Origin of the sequence: Labrys sp. LIt4 (assembly GCF_017813775.1) — a bacterium.
Lineage (GTDB): Bacteria > Pseudomonadota > Alphaproteobacteria > Rhizobiales > Labraceae > Labrys > Labrys okinawensis_A.
In genome coordinates, this window is sequence record NZ_JAGIPY010000013.1 from 60,399 (window position 1) to 86,493 (window position 26,095).

General features: G+C 63.3%; 21 protein-coding genes. 14 read left to right on the top strand and 7 right to left on the bottom strand.

What is annotated here, in order from left to right; all coding sequences use genetic code 11:
• The first annotated feature begins 242 nt into the window (after positions 1-242).
• The 4 genes from J8I29_RS21910 to J8I29_RS21925 all read left to right on the top strand — a co-directional run bounded on the left by J8I29_RS21910 (position 243) and on the right by J8I29_RS21925 (position 4,723).
• A complete protein-coding gene (locus J8I29_RS21910; RefSeq protein ID WP_209433279.1) occupies positions 243-1,187 on the top strand; it encodes a mitochondrial fission ELM1 family protein in 945 nt (314 codons plus the stop codon).
• Between the two features lie 13 nt (positions 1,188-1,200).
• On the top strand, positions 1,201-2,163 hold the full coding sequence (gene trxB, locus J8I29_RS21915) for a thioredoxin-disulfide reductase (RefSeq protein ID WP_105862221.1): 963 nt from the start codon (positions 1,201-1,203) through the stop codon (positions 2,161-2,163).
• A 176-nt stretch (positions 2,164-2,339) separates the two neighbouring features.
• Positions 2,340-3,230 (top strand): LysR family transcriptional regulator, encoded by an 891-nt coding sequence (locus tag J8I29_RS21920; RefSeq protein WP_068291406.1) that lies wholly within the window; start codon positions 2,340-2,342, stop codon positions 3,228-3,230.
• A 1,100-nt stretch (positions 3,231-4,330) separates the two neighbouring features.
• On the top strand, positions 4,331-4,723 hold the full coding sequence (locus tag J8I29_RS21925) for a GFA family protein (RefSeq protein WP_209433280.1): 393 nt from the start codon (positions 4,331-4,333) through the stop codon (positions 4,721-4,723).
• Between the two features lie 28 nt (positions 4,724-4,751).
• On the opposite strand, the gene J8I29_RS21930 is transcribed toward J8I29_RS21925, so the two are convergent.
• Positions 4,752-6,257: a winged helix-turn-helix domain-containing tetratricopeptide repeat protein gene (locus J8I29_RS21930; RefSeq protein WP_209433357.1), complete on the bottom strand. Its 1,506-nt coding sequence runs from the start codon at positions 6,255-6,257 to the stop codon at positions 4,752-4,754.
• 139 nt (positions 6,258-6,396) lie between these two features.
• On the opposite strand from J8I29_RS21930, the gene J8I29_RS21935 reads away from it, so the two are divergent.
• Together J8I29_RS21935 and J8I29_RS21940 are read left to right on the top strand one after the other, a co-directional pair.
• Complete coding sequence (locus J8I29_RS21935; protein ID WP_209433281.1) at positions 6,397-6,642, top strand: DUF1127 domain-containing protein; 246 nt, start codon at positions 6,397-6,399, stop codon at positions 6,640-6,642.
• Positions 6,643-6,720: 78 nt separating this feature from the next.
• The gene (locus J8I29_RS21940; protein ID WP_245197243.1) at positions 6,721-7,371 is read left to right on the top strand and encodes a TIGR02466 family protein; all 651 of its coding nucleotides are present in this window, start codon (positions 6,721-6,723) and stop codon (positions 7,369-7,371) included.
• 12 nt (positions 7,372-7,383) lie between these two features.
• Here the strand turns inward: J8I29_RS21940 and J8I29_RS21945 are convergent, their stop codons facing one another.
• Positions 7,384-8,136, bottom strand: coding sequence for an SDR family NAD(P)-dependent oxidoreductase (locus J8I29_RS21945; RefSeq protein WP_209433282.1), 753 nt, complete (start codon positions 8,134-8,136; stop codon positions 7,384-7,386).
• Between the two features lie 824 nt (positions 8,137-8,960).
• Here J8I29_RS21945 and J8I29_RS21950 point away from each other — a divergent pair.
• The 4 genes from J8I29_RS21950 (at position 8,961) to J8I29_RS21965 (ending at position 14,822) form a co-directional block, all read left to right on the top strand.
• Positions 8,961-12,047 (top strand): autotransporter outer membrane beta-barrel domain-containing protein, encoded by a 3,087-nt coding sequence (locus J8I29_RS21950; protein ID WP_209433283.1) that lies wholly within the window; start codon positions 8,961-8,963, stop codon positions 12,045-12,047.
• A 264-nt stretch (positions 12,048-12,311) separates the two neighbouring features.
• On the top strand, positions 12,312-13,220 hold the full coding sequence (locus tag J8I29_RS21955; RefSeq protein ID WP_209433284.1) for a hypothetical protein: 909 nt from the start codon (positions 12,312-12,314) through the stop codon (positions 13,218-13,220).
• 16 nt (positions 13,221-13,236) lie between these two features.
• Positions 13,237-13,503, top strand: coding sequence for a hypothetical protein (locus tag J8I29_RS21960; protein WP_105862214.1), 267 nt, complete (start codon positions 13,237-13,239; stop codon positions 13,501-13,503).
• Positions 13,504-13,760: 257 nt separating this feature from the next.
• The gene (locus tag J8I29_RS21965; RefSeq protein WP_105862213.1) at positions 13,761-14,822 is read left to right on the top strand and encodes a sodium:proton exchanger; all 1,062 of its coding nucleotides are present in this window, start codon (positions 13,761-13,763) and stop codon (positions 14,820-14,822) included.
• A gap of 70 nt (positions 14,823-14,892) precedes the next feature.
• Here the strand turns inward: J8I29_RS21965 and J8I29_RS21970 are convergent, their stop codons facing one another.
• Entirely contained in the window at positions 14,893-16,467 is a 1,575-nt protein-coding gene (locus J8I29_RS21970) for an ABC transporter substrate-binding protein (RefSeq protein ID WP_209433285.1), read from the bottom strand.
• Between the two features lie 418 nt (positions 16,468-16,885).
• Here J8I29_RS21970 and J8I29_RS21975 point away from each other — a divergent pair, with 418 nt between their 5' ends.
• Positions 16,886-17,437, top strand: coding sequence for an AAA family ATPase (locus J8I29_RS21975; protein WP_245197245.1), 552 nt, complete (start codon positions 16,886-16,888; stop codon positions 17,435-17,437).
• Between the two features lie 256 nt (positions 17,438-17,693).
• Positions 17,694-18,926, top strand: coding sequence for an MFS transporter (locus J8I29_RS21980; RefSeq protein WP_105862208.1), 1,233 nt, complete (start codon positions 17,694-17,696; stop codon positions 18,924-18,926).
• A 21-nt stretch (positions 18,927-18,947) separates the two neighbouring features.
• Here the strand turns inward: J8I29_RS21980 and dapA are convergent, their stop codons facing one another.
• Positions 18,948-19,868, bottom strand: coding sequence for a 4-hydroxy-tetrahydrodipicolinate synthase (gene dapA, locus J8I29_RS21985; RefSeq protein WP_209433287.1), 921 nt, complete (start codon positions 19,866-19,868; stop codon positions 18,948-18,950).
• 322 nt (positions 19,869-20,190) lie between these two features.
• On the opposite strand from dapA, the gene J8I29_RS21990 reads away from it, so the two are divergent.
• Both J8I29_RS21990 and J8I29_RS21995 read left to right on the top strand, forming a co-directional pair.
• Positions 20,191-21,105, top strand: coding sequence for a metallophosphoesterase (locus J8I29_RS21990; RefSeq protein ID WP_245197250.1), 915 nt, complete (start codon positions 20,191-20,193; stop codon positions 21,103-21,105).
• A gap of 177 nt (positions 21,106-21,282) precedes the next feature.
• Positions 21,283-22,134, top strand: a complete 852-nt coding sequence (locus J8I29_RS21995; RefSeq protein ID WP_105862206.1) for an EamA family transporter — start codon at positions 21,283-21,285, stop codon at positions 22,132-22,134.
• 37 nt (positions 22,135-22,171) lie between these two features.
• Here the strand turns inward: J8I29_RS21995 and J8I29_RS22000 are convergent, their stop codons facing one another.
• The 3 genes from J8I29_RS22000 to J8I29_RS22010 are packed head-to-tail and all read right to left on the bottom strand — an operon-like array spanning position 22,172 to position 26,090.
• The gene (locus J8I29_RS22000; RefSeq protein ID WP_245197251.1) at positions 22,172-23,092 is read right to left on the bottom strand and encodes a substrate-binding domain-containing protein; all 921 of its coding nucleotides are present in this window, start codon (positions 23,090-23,092) and stop codon (positions 22,172-22,174) included.
• A 47-nt stretch (positions 23,093-23,139) separates the two neighbouring features.
• The gene (locus J8I29_RS22005) at positions 23,140-24,432 is read right to left on the bottom strand and encodes an ABC transporter permease (RefSeq protein ID WP_209433290.1); all 1,293 of its coding nucleotides are present in this window, start codon (positions 24,430-24,432) and stop codon (positions 23,140-23,142) included.
• Positions 24,429-26,090, bottom strand: coding sequence for a sugar ABC transporter ATP-binding protein (locus J8I29_RS22010; protein ID WP_209433291.1), 1,662 nt, complete (start codon positions 26,088-26,090; stop codon positions 24,429-24,431). The genes J8I29_RS22005 and J8I29_RS22010 overlap by 4 nt, the downstream gene beginning before the upstream one ends.
• Between the last annotated feature and the right edge of the window lie 5 nt (positions 26,091-26,095).

Consider the following 26,095-nt stretch of genomic DNA (forward strand, 5'->3'; position numbering starts at 1 on the left):
AAATGTAGCGTTCGTCGTTTTAGACGTCATTCAGTCAAGCTCTCAATAGTTGGGGATGCGCCGGGTTATAAGGTCAATTGTGTTCTCAATATGATTGGTGGAAAAGCCCCGATAAACTCAGGTACTTAGCCTTGTTGCCAGCGCTCTGCGGGGCTAGTCTCAACAGGGTTTCCGGGCAAAAATTCACCCTTGATTTGAACCGCGATGGCGCGCCTCGGGAAGGACATGTTAAGAGCGCCCTCATGGCTCTGATTTGGACCCTCACGGACGGCAAGGCGGGCGATGCCCTGCAGTGCCTCGGCGTCGCCGAGGCGGTGCGGGCGCAGACCGGCGGCAGCATCGTGGAACACAAGGTGTCGCCGCGGCGCCTCTATGCCCTCGCCATGCCGTGGGGCCCGCCCGATCCGGCCGACCTGCGCAACCTGCTCCCGCCCTGGCCCGACCTCGCGATCGCCTCGGGCCGCCGCGCCGTGAGCTATCTGTCCTGGTTGAAACGACGCTCGCCTGCCACGCTTACCGTGTTTCTCAAGGATCCTCGCACCGGACCCAAGGCGGCGGATTTCATCTGGGTGCCGGCGCATGACCGCCTGCGCGGCGCCAACGTGCTGGCGACGCTGACCTCGCCGCACCGGCAGACGCCGGCCGTGCTGGCGGCGGCGCGCGCGGATGCCCGTGCCGAACTCATCGCCCTGCCGCAGCCGCGTGTCGCCGTGCTGGCGGGCGGCCCCTCCAAGGATGTCGCCTTCGCCGCCGATGACGTCGACGGCTTCGTCTCGGCGCTGTCGCGGCTGGCCGATAGCGGCGCGGGGCTGATGGTCACCCCGTCGCGCCGGACGCCGCCCGCAATGGCTCAGGCCATCACGCGGGCACTGGAGGGCAAGCCGGCCTGGATCTGGAACGGTGAGGGCGCCAATCCCTATGCGCAGATGCTGGCGCTGGCGGATGCTTTCGTGGTGACCGCCGATTCAGCCAATATGCTCAGCGAGGCGGCGGCGACGGGCAAGACCATCCATGTCTACCTGCCCAAGGGCGTACCGGCCAAGATCATGCGCCTCATCGACGGCCTGATCGCGCACGGGGCTGTGGTGAAGTTCGACGGGCATCTTGAAAACCACCCCTATGAACCCCTAGATTCAACCCCTTTGATTGCTCAAGAAATCCTCGCACGCCTTCGGGCGGCATCCTGATTGGAACCTCGGCATGGCTACCCGTCACTCCAAGCTCATCATCCTCGGCTCGGGCCCGGCGGGCTATACCGCGGCAATCTATGCAGCGCGCGCCAATTTGTCGCCCCTGCTGATCTCCGGCATCCAGCCCGGTGGGCAGCTCACCATCACCACCGATGTCGAGAATTATCCCGGCTTCTCCTCGGTGATCCAGGGCCCCTGGCTGATGGAGGAGATGCGCAAGCAGGCCGAGCATATGGGCACGGGCCTGGTGTCCGATCATATCGCCAAGGTCGATCTGTCGCAGCGCCCCTTCCGCCTGGAAGGGGATACGGGCGACATCTACCTCGCGGATGCCCTGATCATCGCCACCGGTGCCCAGGCCAAATGGTTGGAGATGCCGTCGGAAGAGAAATTCCGGGGTTTCGGCGTCTCGGCTTGCGCGACCTGCGACGGCTTCTTTTTCCGCAACCGCAACGTCACCGTGGTCGGTGGCGGCAATACGGCCGTGGAAGAGGCGCTTTACCTCGCCAATATTGCGGCCAAGGTGACGGTCGTGCATCGGCGCGATCATTTCCGGGCGGAAAAGATCCTGCAGGACCGCCTGTTCAAGCATCCCAATATCGAGGTGGTCTGGAACAGCGTGCTCGACGAGATTGGCGGCAACGAGATCCCGCTGGGTGTCACCCATGTCAATCTGCGCAATGTCGAAACCGGCGTCGTGACCAAGCATGACACGGACGGCGTCTTCATCGCCATCGGCCACAAGCCCGCCTCCGAACTCTTCGCTGGTCAGCTTACCTTCAAGAATGGCGGCTATATTCAGACCGTCGCGGGCACGACGGCGACCAGCGTACCGGGCGTCTATGCCGCCGGCGACGTCGCCGACGACGTCTATCGCCAGGCCGTCACTGCCGCCGGCATGGGCTGCATGGCGGCGCTCGAGGCGGAGAAATGGCTGGCAGCTGAGGAAGTCCACAGGGAAGCTGCGGAATAAATCGATTTCCGCCCTAAATTTGCCACCCGTTTCAAACTTCTAGGCAATCATCATATACTCTGCGCAAATCAGATCTTCGCGCGTCGCCAATACGACGTTGAACTTGGCCGACGTTGAACCGAAGCAAAGCAAGGGTCGGAGCGCAGAATCTGGAGCGGGGCTGAACTGGGTGCTTCATGGATTGGGATAAGCTCAAGGTCTTTCACGCGGCTGCGGAGGCCGGTAGCTTCACGCATGCGGGCGACGTGCTCGGATTGTCGCAGTCGGCGGTCAGCCGGCAGGTCTCCGCCCTCGAGGGGGACCTGCGCACGCCGCTGTTCCATCGTCATGCACGCGGGCTGATCCTGACCGAACAGGGTGAGATGCTGTTCCGCACCACCCAGGATGTCATGCTCAAGCTGGAAGCGGCGATGGGCGCCCTCAGCGACAGCCGGGAAAAGCCGAATGGGGAATTGCGCCTGACCACGACGGTGGGTCTCGGCACCTATTGGCTGACGCCGCGCATCGGCGAGTTTCTCGATCTTTATCCCGATATGCGACTCAAACTCCTGCTGACCGAGCAGGAGCTCGATCTGGGCATGCGCGAAGCCGATGTCGCGTTGCGCATGCGCCAGCCCGAGCAGGGGGACCTCATTCAGCGCCGGTTGTTCACCGTGCATTTCCACGCCTATGCCGCGCCCGAATATATCAAGCGTTTCGGACAGCCGCGCAGCATCGAGGAGATCGACCGCCATCGCATCATCAGCTTCGGCGGTACGGCCGGCAGCTTCCTGCAGGCGATCAATTGGCTGAACACCGTCGGGCGCGATCCCAAGGATCCTCGCGAGCCTGTGTTCGAAGTCAACAATCTCGGCGGCGTCAAGACGGCAGTGGAGAGGGGCGTCGGCCTCGCCGTGCTGCCCGATTATCTCGTCGGGCGTGAGTCGACCCTGGTCCAGGTGCTGCCTGACGCGGAAATGCCGCAGCTCGAGACCTATTTCGTTTACCCCGAGGAGATGAAGAACCTGGCCCGCATCCAGGTTCTCAGGGACTTCCTGGTCAGCAAGGCCCAGCGCTGGGCCTTCTAGAGCAAAGCGCGTTCAAGCGTGAACGCTTATTTGCTCCAGCTCATTGTTCCGACGCGTCTTTGCGATTCTTGGTGACTCCGTCTAATCGCAAAACGCTATAGGGCGCGTTGAAAAGTGGCCGTCGGTTTTCGGGAAAACAACGCGGCCACAATGCCTGGATCAGATCCGACTCCGACAACGGGTCTGACGCTGCAGGTCGCATGCGGTTCACTGAGCCCCGGGCGCTTGGCTGCCTTTGTCATTGCCGGGCATGACCCGGGATCAAGCCCCTTGCCGATTACCCCGCGGCTTCCGGAACCGGATCAGAACCGGTGCGTTTTCCTCAGTGGCGTTGCTTCCAGGCTAGGTCGAGCACATGTTTGCCTGTTTTTGCAGCAAGGACGCGTTGTGCACCGGCCTGATCAAGGATTGGGCGACGAGCTGCGCGTTTCGACAGCAATTGCATCTATGCGCAGCACGCAGGGCCGGCATGTGAAAGAATGCATTGCAGCAGGGGGCTGGCAAATATACTCTCAGCCTTGTCAGACGTTCGGGCCATCATCCTCCCGGTGGCGACCTGGAGCATCTGACGTTCCCCTCTGGATGGTGACTTTTGGACTTTGTCCAAGCTACGGCCGGGTTCGTCCCGGCCGTCTTTTTTTGTCCAGATTGCAGGGTGGTAGTTTTCTACAGTCTGCTTGATCAGCACAATGCTACATGACAACTTTGTAACGACGCTGAAGTGGAAAGTTTTTCCTGTCCTCGTGCGACGCATGCGCAGTGCTGCAGAGGCTGCGATGGGGCGTTCCCGCCCTCTCGCCATGCCGCCAGAGCTCGGTATTGCCGAAGGAAAGTAGCATTGGAATACCGCCGAACGATCTCCGCCGAGCCGAATATCGGCGAGTGCGGCGGCGGCGCGATTGCATTTTAGGCAGTCGGAATTCGACCGGCCCGACGCATCCGCCGGAAAAGCCGGTCGCCTTTTTCGGCCGGGCAGAACGCATCATGGCAGGAAGCTCGGCAAAGGCGTGATTCGGCTGCGGACCCGCTCCCGAAGGCCGTGGCAATGAGGGGCCGGTTCGTTTAACCATCTGATCGCTCGAATGCAGAGGAGGCGCGGCATGGACCGATTCACTGGCGGCTGCCTATGCGGCGATGTCCGGCTCGTGGCATCGGGGCGCCCATATCGGGTTGGCCTATGTCACTGCCTTGATTGCCGCAAGCATCATGGGGCGCTCTTCTATGCAGCCGCCGTGTTCCCGCAGGAGGCGGTGACGATCGACGGCGAGACACACGACTATGCCGGACGCTTTTTCTGTCCCCGCTGCGGCTCGTCCGTTTTCGCCCGCAGTGGAGATGAAATCGAAGTGCATCTGGGCACACTCGATGCTCCCGACCAGCTGATGCCGACCTATGAAAGCTGGACCGTGCGTCGCGAATCATGGCTGCCGCCATTTCCGCTCACCAAACGATATGAGCATGACCGTGACGCCAAGGGTCGCTTCGAGGACTGAGGCCGCGCTTTCCTCGAATCGCCGCCCTTCACTCCGGAAGGCCTGCCTTGCGGCAGCCATCGAGGAAATGCTGAAGCGTGGCGGCGTCGCGGAAGGGTTCCATCTCGGCCCAGTGGCGCAGGGTGAAATCCGGATTGCCGACGAGGAACAAATCGACCTCGGCGCGGGCTTCGTCGAGCCGGCCCAGTTGAGCCAGGCTTGCTGCCAGGAAACGGCGTGAGCTGGTACGGTAGGTCTCGTCCCTGCGCAGCGTCTCGACGGCGGCCTCGTAGTAGCCGGCCGCATATTGTGCCTGGCCCAGCGTCAGATAGTACCAGCTTGCCGGAAACGGGTTCAGCCGAAACGCCTTGCGGATCTGCTCGAGCCCTTCCTCGACCCGGCCGGCCAGGACCGAGATGTCGGATAAAGTCGCCCAGATGTCGGCCTCATTCGGATCGAGTTCGATCGCCTTGGCAAATTGCGCGTCCGATTCGGCGAAGCTGCGGTCATAGGCCAGCAGATAAGCCAGGACCCAGCGGCAGCCGGCATCGCCGGGATCGAGTGCGACCGCCTTGCGCGCCAGCTCCAGGGCAGTGTTGCGGGAGGCTTCGCTCGGCCCGCCCGAATGCACCCATCCCATCCAGTGGTTCATGGCAAGCCAGCGATAAGGCTCGGCGTAGCCGGGGGCGAGCGAAGCCGCGCGTGTGAGCATCAGATGGGCTTCCTGCGCCGCCTGCGGCGAATCATCCATCAGCCTGCGCGCGCGCAGGCAGAGCTCGTAGGCCTCGCGATTCCGGGGCGGAGTGCGGGGCGGCGGGGTGCGCAGCCGGCCGAGCAGCGCTTCCACGATCTTGCCGGTGACCTCGTCCTGGACGGCAAAGATGTCGTCCAGGCTGCGGTCGAAGCGCTCGGCCCACAGATGGTCGCCGCTCACCGCGTCGACCAGTTGCGCATTGATGCGAACGCGTCCGGCGGCGCGCCTGGCGCTGCCCTCCAGCAGATAGCGCACGCCGAGATCCTGCGCGATGCCGCGCACGTCCATCGCCTTGCCCTTGTAGGCGAAGGCCGAGTTGCGGGCGATGACGAACAGACCCGAGATCCCCGACAGATCGGTGATCAGGTCTTCGGTCAGGCCATCGGCGAAGGATTCCTGTTCGGGGTCGTTGCTGACATTCACGAAGGGCAGCACGGCGATCGACGGCTTGCCGGGCAAAGGCAGAGGCTTTCGCTGCTCGCGACCGAGCTTTTCGACGGCGCCGGCGAAGCGATACCCGATGCGCGGGACCGTGGCGATCCACTCGCCGTCGGGGGCGGGGCCGAGGAGCTTGCGCAATTGTGCGATCTGGACGGTAAGGTTGCCTTCCTCGACGGCCATGCCGGGCCATGCCGCGTCCATCAGCGCGGCTTTGCCCAGAACCTCGCCGGGCTTTTCGATCAACGCGGCAAGCAGCTTCAACCCCCGATAACCGGCGGCAACGGGCGCATCGTCCCGAAGAAGCGTTGCCGCGCCTGTATCAAGCACGAACGGGCCAAAGGCAAAGCGCGATCCCTGCATGGGCGGCACTCTATAGCTCATTTGGAAGTTTTGAGAACTATTTGGCAAAGCTTAAGTACGGCGCCGGCCGTATCTTGCACAATCCAGCCTCAATCAGGTCGAGGACCCTTCTCGAACCTTGAAACCTATGGAGGTTGCCATGAACGATACACCGATCGTTGGGACGGCCGACCACAATCCGGCATGGCGGGGAAGGGGCGAAGCATCGCGCTGGCCCTGCAGCCTGACGGCGCTGCCGAAAATGATCGCGATCTGGCGCCAGCGGATCTATTTCCGCAGGGAGCTGGAGGAAATGGCGAAAGCCAATCCTCATCTGATCGACGACATCGGCATGAAGAAATGGCAGGTCGAGGCGGAGATCGCCAAGCCTTTCTGGCAGCGATAGGGGGAGGGGTTTTGGCATTGCGGCAGGTCGTCGGGCTCAAGCTCTCGCAGCCGAATTCGAGACGAAGCGACAAGCGGCTTGACAGGCGAGCCCTTGCCCGGCCACTTCCTCGCCATGGCCGAGATCAAGACACTTTTCGTCACCAAGCTCTATCGCGCCGAACTCGACGAGGCGCAGGCGCCGCTCGCCGAGATCGACGCGACCTGCCGCTCGCTTGCCGAGGATGACGAGGCCGGGCAGGCCTGGTGCCTCAAGCACGGTTATCCCGGCTACACCTCCTACGCGTCGCTGAACGATCTGCCCTGGCGTTTCCCGGCCATCAAGAAGCTGGTGAAGGTGCTCGACGGTCATGTTGCCGCCTTTGCCAGGGAGCTCGAGCTCGATCTCGGCCGCGACAAGCTCAAGCTCGACGACATCTGGGTCAATGTGCTGCCGGAAGGGGGCGTGCATACCTCGCACATCCATCCGCGCTCGGTGATATCAGGCACCTATTATGTCGCCACGCCGAAGGGCTCCAGTGCGCTCAAGCTCGAGGATCCGCGGCTCGGCCTGATGATGGCGGCACCGCCGCGCAAGGCCAAGGCGGCCAGGGAGCAGCGGCCCTTCATCTATGAGGCGCCGCAGGCCGGCACCGTGTTGCTGTGGGAGAGCTGGCTGCGGCACGAAGTACCGGTCAACCAGGCGGACGAAGAGCGAATCAGCGTGAGCTTCAACTATCGCTGGCGCTGAGGCAGTGACGGATCAATAGGTGGCGCGGCCACCCGAAGCATCGAAGACCGCGCCGGTGGCGAAGGAGCACTCTTCGCTGGCGAGCCAAGCGATCATGGCGGTGACTTCGTCGACCCGGCCGAAGCGGCCCATCGGGATCTTGGACAGCATATAGTCGATATGGGCCTGCGCCACCTGCCTGAGGATGGGAGTGTCGATCGTGGCGGGTGCGATGACATTGGCGGTGACGCCGCTCTTCGCCAGCTCCTTGCCGAGCGCCTTGGTGAAACCGATCACCGCCGCCTTCGATGCCGAATAGGCGGAAGCCGTGGGATTGCCTTCCTTGCCGGCGATCGAGGCCAGGTTGACGATGCGGCCGTAGCCGCGCTTCTTCATCATCGCTGCGATGAAGCGGTTGGCATAGAACAGCCCGTTCACATTGATCTCGAAGATGCGCTTCCATTCTTCGATCGGATAGTCGATCACCGGCGCGTTGCGGCCGGCGACGCCGGCCGAGCAGATGAGGGCGTCGATCTGGCCGAGATGGCGCTCGGAGGTCTTTGCGGCGGCCTCGACCGCTTCCGGATTGGTGACGTCGACCACCAGGCCGAACGTACCGGAGCCGATTTGCGCCTTCGCCGCGTCGATACGCGTGGCATCGACGTCCCAGATCATGATCCGGCCACCCTCGGCGGCAATGCGCCTGGCGCTGGCGAGACCGATACCGGAGGCCCCGCCGGTGATGACGGCACTTCGGCCTTTGAAGCGATCGGCGTAGAGGGCCATGGCAGCGCTTTCTCCCGATAAACATTTTCCAGAAAAGTTGACGGCCTTTTCAATTGAGAAAATGCGTCAAGACAAAGAAGCGGAGACAAAGTGCGATTCGAAGAAATCGTATTCTGCTCCGGTGACGGCAGGAAGATATCCTATTGCACTGTCGCCGCCCTGCAAGCCGGAAATGGTCAACCGTCCCGGGCGCCGGCAGGGGGGGCGACCGATAAAGTTCAGCCCTTTCGGATCAAGCCGATACACACTTTGCGCGCGGACTGTGTTCCTTGGAAACGGCTATGGCTTCTTTGCTTTACCTGTTCTCTGCTGCAGTAATGGAGGACATTTTCATCAAATTAGTAACACTGCGACACTGTTGCATGAATGCATCACTTGCTTGTGGCGTTTGTACAAAATCGATGACATCCAAAGCTTGATTGACAGAAGGTTCTCCATACGGCATAGCGCTATAAATTACATAATAATTTCGGAATTTTCTAAAAGTAACCTAGAGTAATTCAAGAAAAATAGAGAATTTGCTTTCGACTGACTTGTGCGTCGGGACGAAGTGTCGTCGCTTGAGTCGATCAATCACAACTATGGCGTGTGCGAAATAGCACATACACGCGGCTCAATGGCCTCGATATGTGCGCTTTCGCACCAACCGGTCAAATCACGGCAAAATGACAACGCAAAGCAAAAAGCCTTCCGGCTCCCCGAACAAATCTCTCGCTGGACAAAAGCATCAGCCGATTAGGATCGCTGCAGGGGCGGCGGGTTGCCTCCTCGGCCTCGCGCCGTTGAATGGCGCGCAGGCGCAACTTGTCATTGTCAATCAAACCGTGAATGTACCCGGCGACCAGGCGAGTCCCTGGAATCCCGGCAGCCAGCTGTTCATCGGTAACCCTGGCACAGGCACTGTGAACGTCCTGGCTGGCGGTAGCGTTACCGTGACCGAGAGGCTGACGGTCGGCCGCACCGGCACCGGCAATCTCAACATCAGTGGCGGCGGTCAGTTCAAGGTCGCCAACCCTTCCCCAAGCACAGCCACCTACACGACGATCGGCGAATATGCCGGATCGACCGGCTCCGTGGTAGTGTCGGGCGCCGGTTCCAGCTTTCAGGCCGGCAACAATGTGATGGTCGGTGACGGCGGCAAAGGCACCCTGCGCATCGAAAACGGCGCGACGGGGTCAGCAGATGCCGTGACGGTGTCATCCCAAGGCAGTTCCACCGGCTCATCCATGGTCGTGACCGGCGCCGGCTCCACCTGGACCTCAATCGGCCTCGGCGTCGGCGGGTCCTATTCCAATGGCACGGGCGTTCCCGGCGGGGGCGAGGCCGTGCTCCTCATCGCCGATGGCGGTCAGGTCAACAACCTGTTCGGCTCGATTGGCTATAACGGGACGAAATCGGTCGCGACCATCACCGGCGCCGGCTCCAAATGGACCGCCACCAACGGCCTGACGGTGGAATCGAGCACGCTGAACCTTGAAGATGGCGGCCAGGTCCAAACCGGCTACCTTTGTGTCAATTGCTACAATGGCTACGGGCCGAGCGCGATCAACGTCACCGGCGCCGGCTCCAAGCTGGTCGCTTCGAACCAGCTCTCCATCTTGTATGGCACCACCACCGTCGACGTAACCGCGGGCGGTGCGATCGAGAGCGGCATCACGCATCTGAGCTATTACGGGGGCTCCAACACCACCGCCACGGTGAGCGGAGCCGGCTCGAGCTGGACGACGACCGGCGAGCTGATCGTCGGGCGCCTGGGCACGGCCAGTCTCACGGTCGAGGATGGCGCCAAGCTCAAGACCGCATCGGCGACGATTGCGCAGATGGTCGATATCAATGCAGGCATCACGTCCAGCGGCACCGTCAAGGTCACCGGCGCGGGCTCGGGCTGGGAAAATACGGGAACGCTCGTCGTCGCCGAGAATGGCAAGGCCAGCCTGACGGTCGATAACGGCGCCAAGGTCACCAGCGGCACCACCACGATCGCCCGCTTCGACGGCTCCGACGGCACCGTAACCGTCACCGGCGCTGGGTCGTCCCTGGCGGTGACCGGCGACATGTCGGTCGGCAATAGCGGCGCCACCGGCGTCGTCAACCTTACAGAGGGCGGCACGGCCTCCGTCACGGGCACGGTCGGCGTCGGCGGCGGGTTCTCGCCGAACGGCACCGGCACCATCAATATCGGCGCGGGCGGCCTCGCCGGGAACCTGACGGCCGGCCAGGTCACCAGCTATTCGCAGACCGGAGCGACGGTCAACTTCAACCACACCGACGACATCACCTTCACGCCGGCGATGACCAGCGCCTCGCCGGATTACAAGCTCGCCGTCAACCAGATGAATAGCGGCACCACCGTCCTGATGGGGCAGAGCACCTATTATGGCCTGACCACCGTCTCGGCCGGCATGCTGCAGGCGGGTGCCGCCAACGCCTTCAGCCCCAATTCCGACGTCAATGTCACCGCCGGCACTCTCGATGCTAACGGCTTCAACCAGACCGTGAAGTCGCTCACCAATGCCGGCACGGTCGCCACCAATCTCAAAGGCGGCCCGCCCGGCACCACGCTGACGGTGACCGGAGACTATGTCGGTGCAGACGGACGGCTCGAACTCAACACCTATCTGGCCTCGGACAATTCGCCGACGGACAAGCTGATCGTCAACGGCAATGTCTCGGGGACGACGACGCTCACGATCCATAACATCGGCGGCCCCGGCGCGGCGACGACCGCCGACGGTATCGAGGTCATCCAGGTCGGCGGCACCTCTGAGGCAGGCGCCTTCAGCCTCGGCGCTGCCGTCGCGGTGGGTGCCTATGACTATAATCTCTATCTCGGCGGCGTCGGCGCGCATGCCGGCAGCCAGAACTGGTATCTGCGTTCGACCGGCAAATTGTCGCCCAACAGCCAGACGGCCCTGCCTTATGCGGATGTGCTCTCGACCTTCGCGCAGGCGACGCTCGGCACCCTGCAGCAGCGCACGGGTAACCGCATCTGGCCTGAAGGCGCGTCGGGCTTCGCTGCCGACTCGCCGCGCTCCGGAACTGCGGCCTATGCCAAGGGAGGGCCGGTGCTGATCGGCCAGGGCGCCTGGGGCCGGATGGGGGGACAATATTCCTCCTTCGCCCCCAGCAAGGGCTCGGCCTACGACCAGAGCATCGGCTTCCTGCAGGCCGGCTATGAGGGCGTGGCGAAGGAAACTGCGGCGGGCGACCTTACCATCGGCGCCTATGCGATCATCGGCACCTCGACGGCCCGCATCAATGTGAGCAACGATCCCGTCACCGGCGCTATCAGGGCCAAGGGCAGGATCACCACGCAGGGCTACGGCATCGGCGCCAACCTGACCTGGCTCGGCCATGACGGCCTCTACGCCGATGCCATCGGCCAGTTCACCTGGTATGATTCCAGCCTGTCGAACAAGAACGGCCGCAACCAGGGCTGGTCGAGCGCGGCGAGCCTGGAGGTGGGCAAGCGTTACGAACTCGGCTCCGGCTGGGCAGTGGTGCCGCAGGCACAGCTCGCCTGGACCCATGTCGACTTCTCCAGCTTCACCGACAATCTGGGCAACCGCATCGCGCTCGGCCGAGGCGATAGCCTGCAGGGCCGCGCCGGCCTCAGGGTGGAGCACCTGTCGAGCTGGGAGGATGCCGATGGCCAGACGGCGCGTCTGCAATTCTACGGTATCGCCAACCTGACCTACGAGTTCCTGAAGGGCAGGAGCGTGAAGGTGTCCGGCACTTCGCTGGTGCAGAGCAACCGCCGCCTGTGGGGCGAAATCGGCGCCGGCGCCACCTATGGCTGGAACAAGAACTGGAGCGCCTATGGCGAGGCCAGCTATGCCATGGCCCTCTCCGGCAAAGGCGGCGACAACTACACCCTCAAGGGCACGGCCGGCCTGCGCTATCGCTGGTGACGGGGCGGGGCGGCATTACCCATGGTGCCGCCTCGATCGCGTCCAGGCGTGAACGCGAAGTTGCTCCAAGGCCTTTTCCTCCGGTAACTCTGCCTTGCCGGACAGGTGGCGATGCCTCGGCACGGTGGGAGCGAGCCGCCTTTGGCCTGCACGGCGTCACGGGCCTCTGCCCCGAATTTTGGAAGCGTCGATTCGGTTTTTTCAGCAATGAAAAAGCTCGCTGATTTTTCTTGAAGAAAGCCTGACGCGGAACGGGTCTATTGCATGTATGTGTTCGGTCGTCTCTCCCATGAAGTGATGGAAACTGCTAAATTATTGATGAATCATTATAATTTTCGAGCGGCGTTTCGGATGTTCGCGAAACGTTATTGCTCGATGATGGGCAGTAATTTCTTCCTCTCGCATTTCGCAACCGAGAAAGTGCGGCATTTGCTGTCCCTCTATCTGCTGCGAAGCCATTTTGCGTTTGGTACGTCAGCGGACGAGAAGGGGATCACACTGCCGGGCGCCCTGGCCTTTGCCGAACGCGCCGATATTGCCGGCCGCGCCAGAACCATCGCCTTCCTGCGGCTGCTTCAGCTCGGGGGATATCTGAGGAAGGTCGTCAATCATCAGGATCGCCGTAACCTCCGATACGAAGCCACCGCCAAAGCGATCGAGAAAGCCAAGGGCGTTTACCGGAACTTTTTCATTCCGATCTCGCTGCTCATGGACAATCCAACCTTGCTTTCCGACCTCTACAACGATGATCGCCTGCTTCGGGATGTCATCGACTATTCCTATCGATGCATCATCGACTTTCGCTACATCTCGATCTTCACGCCAGAAATGGAGACGATCCTCGATATGGCTGGCGGATATGAGGTGACCCTTTTCCTGATGCTCGCCGACAAAATTGAGGATCCGCGGTCGGAAGACTTTGTGAATTTCAACTATGGCTGGGTTTCGCGCGAACTCGCTATCCCCCGCATTCAGATCCATCGCATCATGCGTCAGCTGCAGGACAAGGGTCTGATCGTCCAGCACGCCGGGGCAGGACGAATTATCGAGATTCGCCCGCGATTCCGCGAGATGATCGACCTGCTCGTCGCCTTGCATTTGGCCGTCGTCTGGAACGGCATCAGCCCGGCCGTATCGGATCCGGGCGGGCGTACGAACGACAAGAAATGTTGAGCAGGTTCACTGTGACATGATGCTGGCTGATCAGATTCGCGGTTTAGTCGAGAGGGGTGAATATGAGCGCGCGCTTGATCTTGGCATAGCCGCATCGCTGAATGATCGATTGGAGCCGGACGCCCTTCAAGCCCTCTATGGAATGACAGCCAAACTGCGATCTGAATGCATCGACCTGGCAAGCAAGAAAGCGGATGTCGGTCCTGTATATCAGGCGTTGGAAGCAATGCTGCTCAAAGCAAACGAACTCACCGGCGAAGATATGTATGGACGGCGAGTCTGATGCCTGCTGGAAGCCGATATTGTCAAAAGGGTGGCTTCATTCACGGTGCCGGTCTCGCGGCCTGAACCAAGATCTTCGAGGGGATGCGCTATGGGGCAAGTTCGGCATGGGGTCGCCACGACGACACAAGCGGGCCGCCGCGTCATGCTGACGCGCGTGACGAGGCTTCGGTCTCCAAATATTCCGGCATGAGATTTGACCTTCCCTTGCGTCTTCACGTCGGGCTATGAAATTTGCACGGCTTCGCAGGAGGTTTCATGCTGTCGAAACGCGATTTCGTGACGCTCGCCATCGCGGGAGGGGCATCGGCTGCCACGGGTGTCGCGAACTATACCGGCGCCTCTCATATCCTCGTCTTCGTCATCGGCGCCGTCGCGCTTGCCGGACTGGCCTCGCTGATCGGCGAGGCCACCGACCATCTGGGGCGCTATCTCAGCCCGGCCGCAACCGGCGTCGTGCAATCGGCGGTCGGCAACCTGCCTGAATTATGCGTGTGTATCTTCGCGCTGCGCGCCGGCTTGATCGAGGTGGTGCAGGCTTCGCTGATCGGCTCGATCCTCGGCAACAGCCTTTTGGTGCTCGGCATCGCCTTCATCGCCGGAAGTGCCCGCCACAAGGTGCTGGTCTTCGATGCAGCCGGGCCGCGCATGATCGCGGCACTGCTGCTGCTGGCGGTTTCCGCCCTGATGCTGCCGACGCTCGCTTCGGTGATGCACCTGCCGGCGGGCGCCCATGAGGACAAGCTGGCCCTGGTCTGCGCCGGCGTCCTGCTGCTGGTCTTCCTGGTTTCCGTGAGGGTCATGCTCGGTGGCAGCGAACGCACCGTGCCGGCCGAGGCACATGTTCAGCAGGAGGCTGGCTGGCCGCTCTGGCTGGCATTGACGATCCTGGCGCTCGCCGGCACCGCCGCCCTGTTCGTGTCCGACTGGTTCGTCGAGGCACTGAACCCGGCCATCGAAACGCTGGGCATTTCCCAGGCCTTCGCTGGTCTCGTCATCGTGGCGATCGTCGGCAATGCGGTGGAGAATGTCGTGGGCATCCAGTTCGCCTTGCGCAACCGGGCCGAGCTCGCCATCAGCGTGATCCTGAACTCCTCGCTCCAGGTCGCGCTCGCCCTTATTCCCGTGCTGGTCTTCGCCAGCTATGCAATGGGCGGAACACCCTTCACCCTGGTGATCCCGCCGATGCTGGCCGTGGCCCTGATGCTGTCGGCCATCATCGGCGTGGTCGTCACCGCGGATGGCCGGGCCGACATGGCGGACGGCGCCGCCCTTGTCGGCCTCTACGTCATAATCGCCGCCATTTTCTGGTGGGGCTGAAGCAGCTTTCGCGACAAGCGGGGCGGATGTTGCAGGGCGTCTATCGACGCCCTGAGTGGTTCATGCGAGGTCAGGCGAACCAGCCCTTTTCGGCGATGCGCTGGTCGCACATGTCGTAGCGCGGATGGGGCGCGGCCCCCATCACCTTCTTGGCATAGCCGTCGAGATAGTCGCTGACGGCAAAGCAGATCATGCCGCCGTCGTCATGGATCATCCTCTGCGCCTCGTAATACATTTCGCGGCGCTTGGCCTCGTCTTCCTCTACCCGCGCGGCCAGGACAAGCTTGTCGAAATCCGGCCGCTTCCAATGGGTGTCGTTCCAGGCCGCATCCGAGAGATAGGTCTGCGACAGCTGCAGGTCGATGGCGGGACGGTCGCCCCAATAGACGGCGCAGAAGGGATCCTTGAGCCAGATGTTCGACCAGTAGCCGTCGGCCGAGACGCGGGTGACGGTGAGCTCGATGCCGGCCTGCTTCATTGATTCCTGATAGAGCAGGGCGGCGTCGGTGGCGCCGCTATAGGCGCCCTCGGAGACCTTGACCTCCAGCTTGGGGCTGCCGGCCTTCTTGTAGTGAAAGGCCGCCTTTTCCGGATCGTAGAGGGTCTGCGCCAGGTCCTTGGCGAAATACTTGTTCATCGGGCTGATGGTGGTGTCGTTGCCGACGGTGGCATAGCCCTGATAGACGGTGTCGACGATCTTCTTGCGGTCGATGCCATATTTGAGCGCCCAGCGCAGGTCGACATTCGAATAGGGATCGGTGTCGCACAGCGCCACGAAAGCATAGCGGTTGCCGGTACCCTTGGTCTGCACCACGTTCACGTCGGGCGAGGATGTCACCAGGTCCATGGTCTTGGGGTCGAGGCGGTTGATGGCGTCGACCTGGCCGGCGATCAGCGCCTGCAGGCGTGAGGAGGAGTCGCCGATATATTGCAGCTCGACCGAGTCGAAATTGCCGCAGCCCGGTTTCCAGTAATTGCCGGTGTTCTTGGTGACCACGCGCACGCCGGGCTCGAAGGTTTCCAGCTTGTAGGCACCGGTACCGTCCGGCTTGGAAAAATCGGTGAAGCCGTTGGGCATGCCGAGGATGTGATAGTCGGTCAGATTGTAGGGCAGGTTCAGATTGCCGCCGTTCAGGCTGATCTGAATCTGGGTCGGGGAGAGTTTCTTGATCTCGGTGATGCCCGACAAAAGATCCTTGGCCGCCGATTTGGTGTCGCCGCGATGCAGGTTGATCGAATAGATGATGTCATCGGCATCGAGCGTCTTGCCGGAATGGAAGGTGACGCCCTTGCGGATGTTGAAGATCCATTCCTTGGCGCCGGGCTTGGCTTCCCAGCTCTCCAGGAGTTCACCGACGGCATTGCCGTTATTGTCGATCTCAACCAGGCCGTTCCAGATCTGATAGCCGTAATTGAGCGGGATGGAATCGGCGAAGGAGCGCGGATCGAGGGTGTCGGAAGCCGAGCCGCCCTCCATGCCGATGCGCAGCGTGCCGCCTTTCTTGGGCGTCTCGGCGGCCCGGGCCGGCCCTCCAAAAATCCCGGTCAGGCCGTAGCCGAGGCCGAGCGCGGCAGCTCCCTTCATCAGCTCGCGGCGATCCACGATCAAACCCTGTGCTCCCGCCTTGCCGATCCTGTCTGTCATGCCTGACTGTCCCCTGTGATGTTGCGGACGGGTTGGCCACAAGCGGCGTACCCTTCTCGATCCGCATCGTGTTGCCTTGGGCGTGGGGCAAATGACCTGCAAGCGACACTCTCTACGAGGGAGGCGACGCTTTGGTGATTTCCTGAGTGCTCGACGCAACGATCCGGAAGCTGGCACGGCAGCATGGGTTTCGGTCGAGCGGAAGACGGTGTAGGCTGTTCCAGCGAGTCGCAGGCCCGGCAGAGTGTCCTGCCGCATGCTCTGAAGATCGACATCCCGGGCCGTGTCCGGTCGATGTCATCGCATTTCAAAACCTTTTCCCGATCGACCGGCCGGCTGCATTCCGCGCATGCGAGGTGCCTGCCGTGCCCACTGCACATCCCCGACATCGTCATTGTCAGCAAGAGGAGATCGAGCCTTGTCTCGGATCGATCATTTCGTCGTTCTTACCGGTGGTCCCGGCTCCGGCAAGACCACCTTGATATCGGCCTTGGCCGGAGAGGGCCTCCGCACCATGCCCGAGGCTGGCCGCGCGATTATTCAGGATCAGGTCGCGATCGGCGGCGATGCCCTGCCATGGGCTGACCGCGCTGCCTTCGCCAATCTGATGCTGGCGGCCGACATGCGCTCCTATCGCGAGGCGCAGGCAGCCGAGGGGCTCGTGGTTTTCGATCGCGGCATCCCTGACGTGATCGGCTATCTCGAGCTCTGCGGTTTGCCGGTGCCGGAGCCGGCTCGCAAGGCTGCAACGCTTTGCCGCTACCGGCGGCAGGTCTTCATCGCTCCGCCCTGGCCGGCGATCTATGCCGGCGATGCCGAACGCAAGCAGAGCCCGGAAGAGGCACAGGCAACGCATGAGGCGATGATGCGGGTCTATGCAAGCCTCGGCTACGAGCTGGTGCCGTTGCCGCTGGTGCCGGTTGCCGAACGCGCGGCCTTCGTGTTGCGGGTCCTGGGGCAGGGCAGGTGAGGCGCTGTCCAGCAGACCAGCCATGCCTCGTACGGTGTGGCGAAGCCGGGACGGAAGCTGCTATAGCCTGACCATTGCACGCCGTCCGGTCGGCGAAACATGCATATTCAGGATAATATTCCGGAACGAGGAAACTTCCCGTGTCAGCTTTGCCCCGTGAGGCCAATGGGCCAAGAGCGTTTTGCGATTTGAGGGAGCCATCGAGAATCGCAAGGACGCGTCGAAACGAAGGCCTGGAGAAGACGGACGTTCCGTCATGAACGCGCTTCGTTCCAGCGATGTCGATTCCGCCTATTCCTGGCTGCGTCTGGTTCTCACCCTGATTCTTGGAACGGTTGCCTGCGTCGGCAACTGGTCGGTCGTGGTCGTATTGCCGACCCTGCAGCTGGAGTTCGATACGCTGCGGGGCGGAGCCTCCTTGCCCTATACCTGCACCATGCTCGGCTTTGCCGTCGGCGGGGTGGTGATGGGCCGACTGGCCGACAGGCTCGGCATCGTCGTGCCGATCCTGATCGGTGCCGCTCTGCTCTGCGCCGGCTATGTGCTTGCCGCCTCCACCTCCAATATCTGGCAGTTCGCGGCCCTTTCGATCGTGATCGGCCTGGGCTCGGCCGCCGGTTTCGCCCCGTTGATCTCCGATCTCTCGCACTGGTTCCGCAAGCACCGGGCGCTGGCGGTGACCTTCGCGGCCTCGGGCAGCTATCTTGCCGGTGCCGTCTGGCCGCTGGTGATCGAGCATTTCCAGTCCGCCTATGGCTGGCGCGCCACTCATGTCGGCATCGGCCTGTTCGCGCCTGCCGCGATGCTCCCATTGGCCCTGGCCCTGACCCGGCGGCCCGCCACCACCACCTATGCCGCGGCCGAGGCCGCCACCGAGGCCGCCCGCGGCGAGCTCGGGCTGTCGGCGAATGCCCTGCAGGCGATCCTGGTGGTTGCCGGTTTTGCCTGCTGCATGGCGATGTCGATGCCGCAGGTTCACATCGTCGCCTATTGCGGGGATCTCGGCTATGGCGTGGCCATCGGCACCCAGATCATCGCCCTGATGCTGGGCCTGGGCGTGGTCAGCCGCCTTGCTTCCGGCTTTGTCGCCGACCGCATCGGCGCCGGGCCAATGCTGCTGATCGGCTCAGCCATGCAGGGAGCGGCGCTGCTGCTCTATCTCTTCTTCAACAGCCTCTCCTCGCTGTGGGTGATCTCGGGCCTGTTCGGCCTGTTCCAGGGCGGCATCGTGCCGATGTACGCCGTGATCATCCGCCAGTTCCTGCCGCCGCGCGAGGCGGGCGCGCGCATCAGCCTGGTGTTGATGGCAACCGTGCTCGGCATGGCTGGCGGCGGGCTTGCCTCCGGTTTCATCTATGACGCCACCCAGTCCTACCGGCTCGCCTTCCTGCACGGCTTCCTGTGGAACGTGGTCAATCTCGTCCTGGTGGGCTGGCTGCTGATCTGGCCGAAATGGCGCCAGCGCAGCAAGGCGGCACTGGCGCGCTGACTCCATTGCGACGGCCGGATCTCAGGCCGCCGGCTTCAGGCGCTCGATCGCGCTGTCGAGGCGGGCGGCGAGGGCGGCGCTCACCGGCGTCATCGGCAGCCGCAATTCGCCGCTGTCGATCAGGCCCGTGCGCCAGAGCCAGTACTTGATCGCGGCCGGATTGGGTTCGGCAAAGAGCAGCGGCACGAGATCGGCGAGACGGCGCCAGGCAGAATCTGCTGTCGGGCCGTCGCCGCGGGCAAAGGCGTCGCGGATGGCGATGAAGCCGGCGGTCTCGACATGGGCGGAGGCGAGGATCGCGCCGTCGGCGCCGGCAGACAGGGCGGCATGGCAGAAGGCATCCTCGCCGGTCAGCACGGAAAAGCCGGGCGGCCGGCGCCGGATCAATTCGGCCGATTGGGCCGGATCGGCGCAGCAATCCTTGACCCCGACGATGTTGGGCCGTTCGGCGAGCCGGAGCATCGCGTCATTGCCCAGAGTGACGCCGGTGCGATAGGGAATGTTGTAGATCAGGATCGAGTGCCGGGTGCTGTCCGCCAGTGCGTCGAAATGGGCGATCAGCCCCGCCTGGCCAGGCCTGCTGTAATAGGGGCAGGCAATGAGGTGGCCGGCGATCGGCCAGTCCACCAGGCGGTGAAGCCACTTGGCGAGCTTGCGCGTATCGCTGCCGGAAAGGCCGAGATAGAGCGGCAGTCGGTAGCCTTGCCGGGCAAGCTCGTCGGCACTGACCTCGACCAGCTGCTGCGTTTCGTTCTCGTCCAGGGTGAGGCTCTCACCTGTGGTTCCGGCGAGAACCAGGCCATCCAGCCCGAGTGCGCCATAGTGGCGGATGAGACGCCGCAGCGAGGTCTCGTCGAGCTCGCCATCGCGGAACGGCGTGATCAAGGGCAGCCACAGGCCCCGCGGAGAGGCCTCGCGGGCGGAAGAAGAGGGGATTTCCATGGATCATCTCCGATTGGCCGGAGACGGCAGCAAACAAGAACCCCGTCAACCGGCGGGGTACATTTTCGATCTGACTTCGCTGTTGATGGCGCACGCGATCACCTGCCCCCGATATGGAGGCGCTGTTTGGAAACGGCGAGAATGATGCGCAAATTGGCCATGGTCCATCCTGGGCCGGGCAGCCGTTCCGTGTCAAGCCAAAGCCATGGCACAGCTGAGAGAGGGCACCGCAGCACAAACGATGCCGTGCGGATAAGGGATGACCTAAGAGGCCGAAATTATCTCGATCTCGATATGAACAAGGAAAATCAATAGTTTGACGATGAATTATGATGTGATCGGTGACATTCATGGCCACGCTGATGCACTGCACAGGCTGCTGACGAAGCTGGATTATCGCGAGCGGGACGGGGCCTATCGGCATTCCGACCGGAGGGCGATCTTCCTGGGAGATTTCATCGATCGTGGGCCGGAGCAGGTCGAGGTCCTGCGCGTCGTCCGCGCCATGGCGGGAGCGGGCACGGCCCGGGCGATCATGGGCAATCACGAGTTCAATGCTCTCGGCTGGGGTACGCCGGATGGCAGCGGCGGTTTCCTTCGGCCTCACACGGAGGAGAACAGAAAGCAGCACGCTGCCTTTCTGGACCAGATAGGAGAGGGCTCGCCCGCCTATCGTGAGGCATTGGCCTGGTTTACCTGCCTTCCCATATGGCTCGACCTCGGGGGATTGCGGGTCGTGCATGCGTGCTGGCACGGCGCATCACAGCATCGGCTCGCGGCAACCTGCCTCGACGCGGCCGGATGCTTGCACGGGCCGGGCCTGCACAAGGCCCTTTATGACGGTGCTCCTGAAAATCGAGCCGCCGAGATTCTGCTCAAGGGGCCCGAAATACGATTGCCTGCCGGGCATTCGTTCCGCGACAAGGACGGTCACATCAGGCATGACGCCCGCCTGCGCTGGTGGGACCGGGAAGCGACGACCTTCCGGTCCGCGACGCTGGGCCTGGGCGAAGGTGCAAGCGCGCTGCCTGACGATCCCGTGCCTACCCATTATCGCTATGATGATCCCGTCCCGGTGATGTTCGGCCATTACTGGATGTCCGGCCGGCCGCAATTGCTGTCGTCAACCGCGTCGTGCCTGGATTTCAGCGTCGCCAAGGGCGGCGTGCTGACCGCCTATCGCTGGTCCGGCGAAACGGTTCTTTCCAACGACAATCTGGTCTGGGCGCCGGCCTGAGGGACACGCGAAACGTCGCACCCCGCCGAGCGGCTTTGACATCAAACTGTCATAATGAGAAGGAAGGCGCTGAAAGCGCTGGTGAAATTCACCGAGCTTCAGCCCTCCCTCTGTCAGGGTCACCAGCCAGCACCATTGTCGCCGGTAGGCGCCCGTTGCCTCGAAGTTCACCGCCTCATGGAATTGCAACTCCCCGTCTTCCTGGCCGTACTTGCTGCGGCGGCCCTGCATGCCGGGTGGAACGCGCTGGTCAAGATCAGGCTCGATCCCTTCCTGGCCATGACGCTGATCGCGGTGTCCTGCGGTCTCATCGCCTTGCCGGCGCTGGCGATCACGGGCCTGCCCAACGAGGAGGCCTGGGTGTGGGTGGCCTTGTCGACGGTTCTGCACCTTGGCTATTACCTGTTCCTCGCCGAGGCCTATCGCCGCGCCGATATGAGCCAGGTCTATCCGATCGCGCGCGGTGCTGCGCCCCTGGTTACCACGGCGATTTCGCTCGCCTTCATCCATGACCCGATGAGCGCCGGCAATGTCGCGGGCGTCGCCCTCCTGGGGCTGGGGGTCCTGCTGATCTCGCTCAAGGGGCAACGCGGCTCGCTGGTTCCGAGCCGGACGGCCGTGATCTACGCCCTGCTTACCGCCGTCACCATTTCGCTCTACACCATCGTCGACGGCATCGGCGCCCGCGCTGCGGGGAGCCCGAATTCCTATGCGGCCGCCCTGTTCGCGCTCGACGCCTACCCGATGCTGGCGATCTGCCTGTGGCGCAAGGGCTGGGCCGGCGTGAGCCCTGCCTTGAAATTCCTGGTGCCGGGCTTTGCCGGCGGGGTGATGTCGCTTGCCGCCTATTGGATCGTCATCTGGGCGATGACGGTGGCGCCCATCGCCCTCGTTGCAGCAACGCGCGAGACCAGCGTGCTGTTCGGCGGCCTGATCGCCATGGTCTTCCTGAAGGAGCCCCTCACGCCCGTGCGCGGGCTCTCGGCCCTGCTGATCCTGGGCGGACTGGTGCTGATGCGGTTGGGGTAGGAGGCCTTCTCCCGCAAGGGGAGAAGGCCAAGATGCCTCACAGCAATCCGTTCGCCTTCAGGATGGCGTCGGCATTGTCCTTGGTGATGGTCTGTGTATCCAGCACCAGCTTTTTCTCGACCGTCCCACCGCCCAGGACCTTTAGGGCCTGGCGCAGGCCCTCGGCGCCGGGCGTGGGGTACAGGAAGGTCGCGGCGAGCACGCCGTCATGGACGTATTTGACCCCCTCATTAGGCAGGGCGTCGACGCCGACGAACAGGATGTTCTTTTCGCGGCCGGCATCCTTGGCGGCGAGATAGGCGCCATAGGCCATGGGATCGTTGTGGCCATAGACCAGATTGATGTCCTCGAAATTGCGCAGGGCCGTCGACATCACCTCATAGGCCTTGGCCTGCTTCCAGTCGGCCGATTGCTGGTTCAGGAGATGCTTGATGCCGCTCTCCTTGTCCGCCTTCTCGTGGTAGCCGTTGGAGCGGTCGTGGCTCGCCTGGGTGCCGAGTCCGCCCCAGATCTCGACCACATTGCCCTTGGCCTTGCCGGCCCCGCCCAGCGTCTTGACCACGAAGTCGCCGACGGCACGGCCGATCACCACATTATCGCCGCCGATCCACTGGGTGTATTTCTCGGAATTGACGTTGCGGTCGAGCACGAAGACCGGGATCTTGGCGTCCATCGCCTTTTCGACCACGGCGGTGAGCCCGGCCGATTCCTTCGGGCTGATCAGAATGGCATCGACCTCCTGGGTGATGAAGCTTTCGGTGTCGGCCACCTGCTTTTCGGTCTTGTCCTCGGCGTCGGCCATCAGCAGGTTGACGTTCGGATGCTTTTCGGCCTCTGCCTTCAGATCCTTGTTGAACTGGACGCGCCAGGGTTCGAGCGTCGTCGCCTGCGAAAAGCCGATCGTATATTTCTTGTCGTCGGCGTGGGCGCGCGGCGTCCAGCCCAGGGGGATCAGCATGGCGCCGCCGCTGGCGAGCGCGGCGTGGATGAAGTTCCGGCGATTGATCATGGGGTTTCCTCCAGCTTGTTATAGGTCTTCTCATCCTGTGCCTCGGCTTGCGGGCTCGCTCGGAGCAACGCGAAGATCTGGCCAAGATTGCGTTCCTGCAGCAGCACGGTGAGGATGATGATCAGCCCCTTCATCACCAATTGGACGTTGGTGGAAATGTTGTGGAGCTGCAGGATATTGGTGAGCAGGCCGAAGATGAGGACGCCGACCAGCGTGCCCGCGAGGCTGCCGCGCCCGCCCATCAGGCTGGTGCCGCCGATCACCACGGCGGCGATGGCATCGAGTTCCAGGCCGACACCGGCATCGGGCTTGCCCTGGCGGTACTGCGCCACATAGAGCACGCCGGCGATGCAGGCGAGCATGCCTGAAAAGGCGTAGGTTGTGATCTTCACCGGCATGACGGCGATGCCGGACAGGCGCGTCGCCTCCTCATTGCCGCCGATGGCATAAACATAGCGGCCGAAAGCAGTGAATTTCAGCACGACCATGAAGAGCGCAAGCGCGGCCAGGAAGAAGAGGCCCGGCACGGGCAGCACGCCCCAGAGCACGGCGCGCAGGAGATCGATGTCCGCGGTGGCGTTGGTGCCGGAATAGACGGCGACCACGGCACTGTCCTGGCCGGCGACCAGGCGGGCGAGGCCGAGCATGGTCACCATCATCGCCAGCGTGACGATGAAGGGCTGCAGCCGACCGCTGACGATGATGGCGCCGTTGAGCGCGCCGACCGCAAGCCCGACGCAGGAAACGGCAATCAGCACGCCGGGCATGCCGAACTGGCTGCCGGCCTGGGAGGCCAGCCAGAGCGTCAACAGGCCGGCGACGACGATTCCCGCGGCGAGTGGCAGCCAGATGGCCGAGAGCGTCGATCGCCGGCGGCCTTGGTGAATCGCCGTCGCCGTGGCGGTGGATTTGCCCGTGCCGAGCTGTCCGGAGACGAAGGAGACGATCAGGGCGACCCCGGCCATCGCGACCAGAAAGGTGATGGGCAGGGCGATGCCCGCAGCCACCGTGAAGCCCGGCTGCGTGAGGAGCAGCGCCGCCAGCACGGTGCCGAGTGCCAGGATCGAGCCGACGGACAGGTCGATGCCGCCGATCAGGATCACCATGGTCATGCCGACGGCGACCAGGCCGGTGATCGAAACCTGGCGCAGCACGTCCGAGAGATTGCCGGAAGTAAGAAAGATGTTCCGCCCCTTGGAGGTGACCGGCGAAAAGGCGACGCCGATCGCAAAGAGGACGGCGAGGCCCCAATACAGCTTGGTCCGCGACAGAAGTCTCAGAAAGGTCATTGACGGCTCATGGGGAAGGGCGAGGAGGGCGGCGCATCGGGTGGTGGGTTTTCAGACCCGACTGGACTCTCCGGTTGGTGTGCTGTTGCCGGGCCGGCCCGAAGTCCGGCCCTCTCAGCACGCCGCGGCGAGGCGAGGGTCATGATCGCCTCCTCGCTGGCCTCCCGGCGCTCGAGGATGCCGGCCTGGCGTCCTTCCTGCATGACCAGGATGCGATCGGAGAGCAGCAGCAATTCGGGCAGTTCGGAGCTGACGACGAGGATGGCCATGCCCTGTCCGGCGAGGCGGAAGACGAGGTCGTAGATCTCCTTCTTCGCACCGATGTCGATGCCGCGCGTCGGCTCGTCGAGCAGCAGGATGCGGGGGCCGATGGCGAGCCATTTGGCGATCACCACCTTCTGCTGATTGCCGCCGGAAAGTTCGGCTACGACCTGCTCGTCCGAGCGGCAGCGCACGGAGAGGCCGGCGATCGCCTCTCGGGCAAGCCGGGTTTCCAGCCGGTCATCGCGCAGGCCGAAGCGTCGCTGCAGCGGCTGGGAGGGCAGCGAAACATTGTCGCGGATGGCCGATTGCAGGAGGAGTCCCGTCGCCTTGCGGTCTTCCGTCACCAGAGCCAGGCCGTGCCGGATGGCCTGGCGCGGGCTGTCGATCCGGGCCTCGGCACCGTCGACGACGATCCGGCCCTCGCGGCGCCCCATGCTGGCCCCGAAAATGGTTTCCAGGATCTCGGTGCGGCCGGAACCGAGCAGGCCGGCAATGCCGAGGATCTCGCCGCGATGCAGGTTGAACGACACGCCGCGCAGCACGCGTTTCCAGCCTCCGCGCGCCTGCGGCAGGCTGAGGCCGAGACCATGCACGGTCAAGGCCTCGGCAGAACGGTCGGGCGTGTGAGGCGGCGTGGCGAGACTGAGATCGCGGCCGACCATGCTGGCGATGATGCGCTCAGGCGTCAGTTCCGCCATGGCAGCCGTCAGCACACGCCGCCCGTCGCGCATCACCGTCACCCGATCGGCGAGCAGGGAGACTTCGTCCATGCGGTGGCTGATATAGACGATGGCGACGCCCGCGGCAGCGAGCTTGCGGATGATGCCGAACAGGCGCTCGCATTCGCTCGGCGACAGGGCCGAGGTCGGCTCGTCCATGATCAGGACCCGCGCTTCCAGCGACAGGGCCTTGGCGATCTCGACCAGTTGCTGCTCGCCGACGCGCAGCGATCCCACGCGGGATTCGGGGTCGAGGGCGACACCGAAACCCGTGAGCAGGTCGCGAGCGGCGCGGCCGAGGGCGCGCCGCTCGACGAACAGCCCGGCGATGCGGGGTTCACGGCCGAGGAAGATGTTCTCGGCGACGGTCATCTCGGGAATGAGATTGAGTTCCTGATGGATGATGGCGATGCCGGCGGCCTGGGCCTCCCGCACGGAGGTGAAGCGCAGGCTGCGGCCACGACCGAACAGGCTGCCGTCGAACTCGGTCAGGATGCCGCTGACGATCTTCATCAAGGTCGATTTGCCGGCGCCGTTCTCGCCCACGAGCGCATGCACTTCTCCAGCCTCGACCGAGAAGTCGACATCATCGAGGACGGGGACGCCTGCGAACCGTTTGGAGATGCCACGCGCTTCCAGCGCGACATCACTCGGTTCGGGCCGAGTGGCGAGCATTGTGC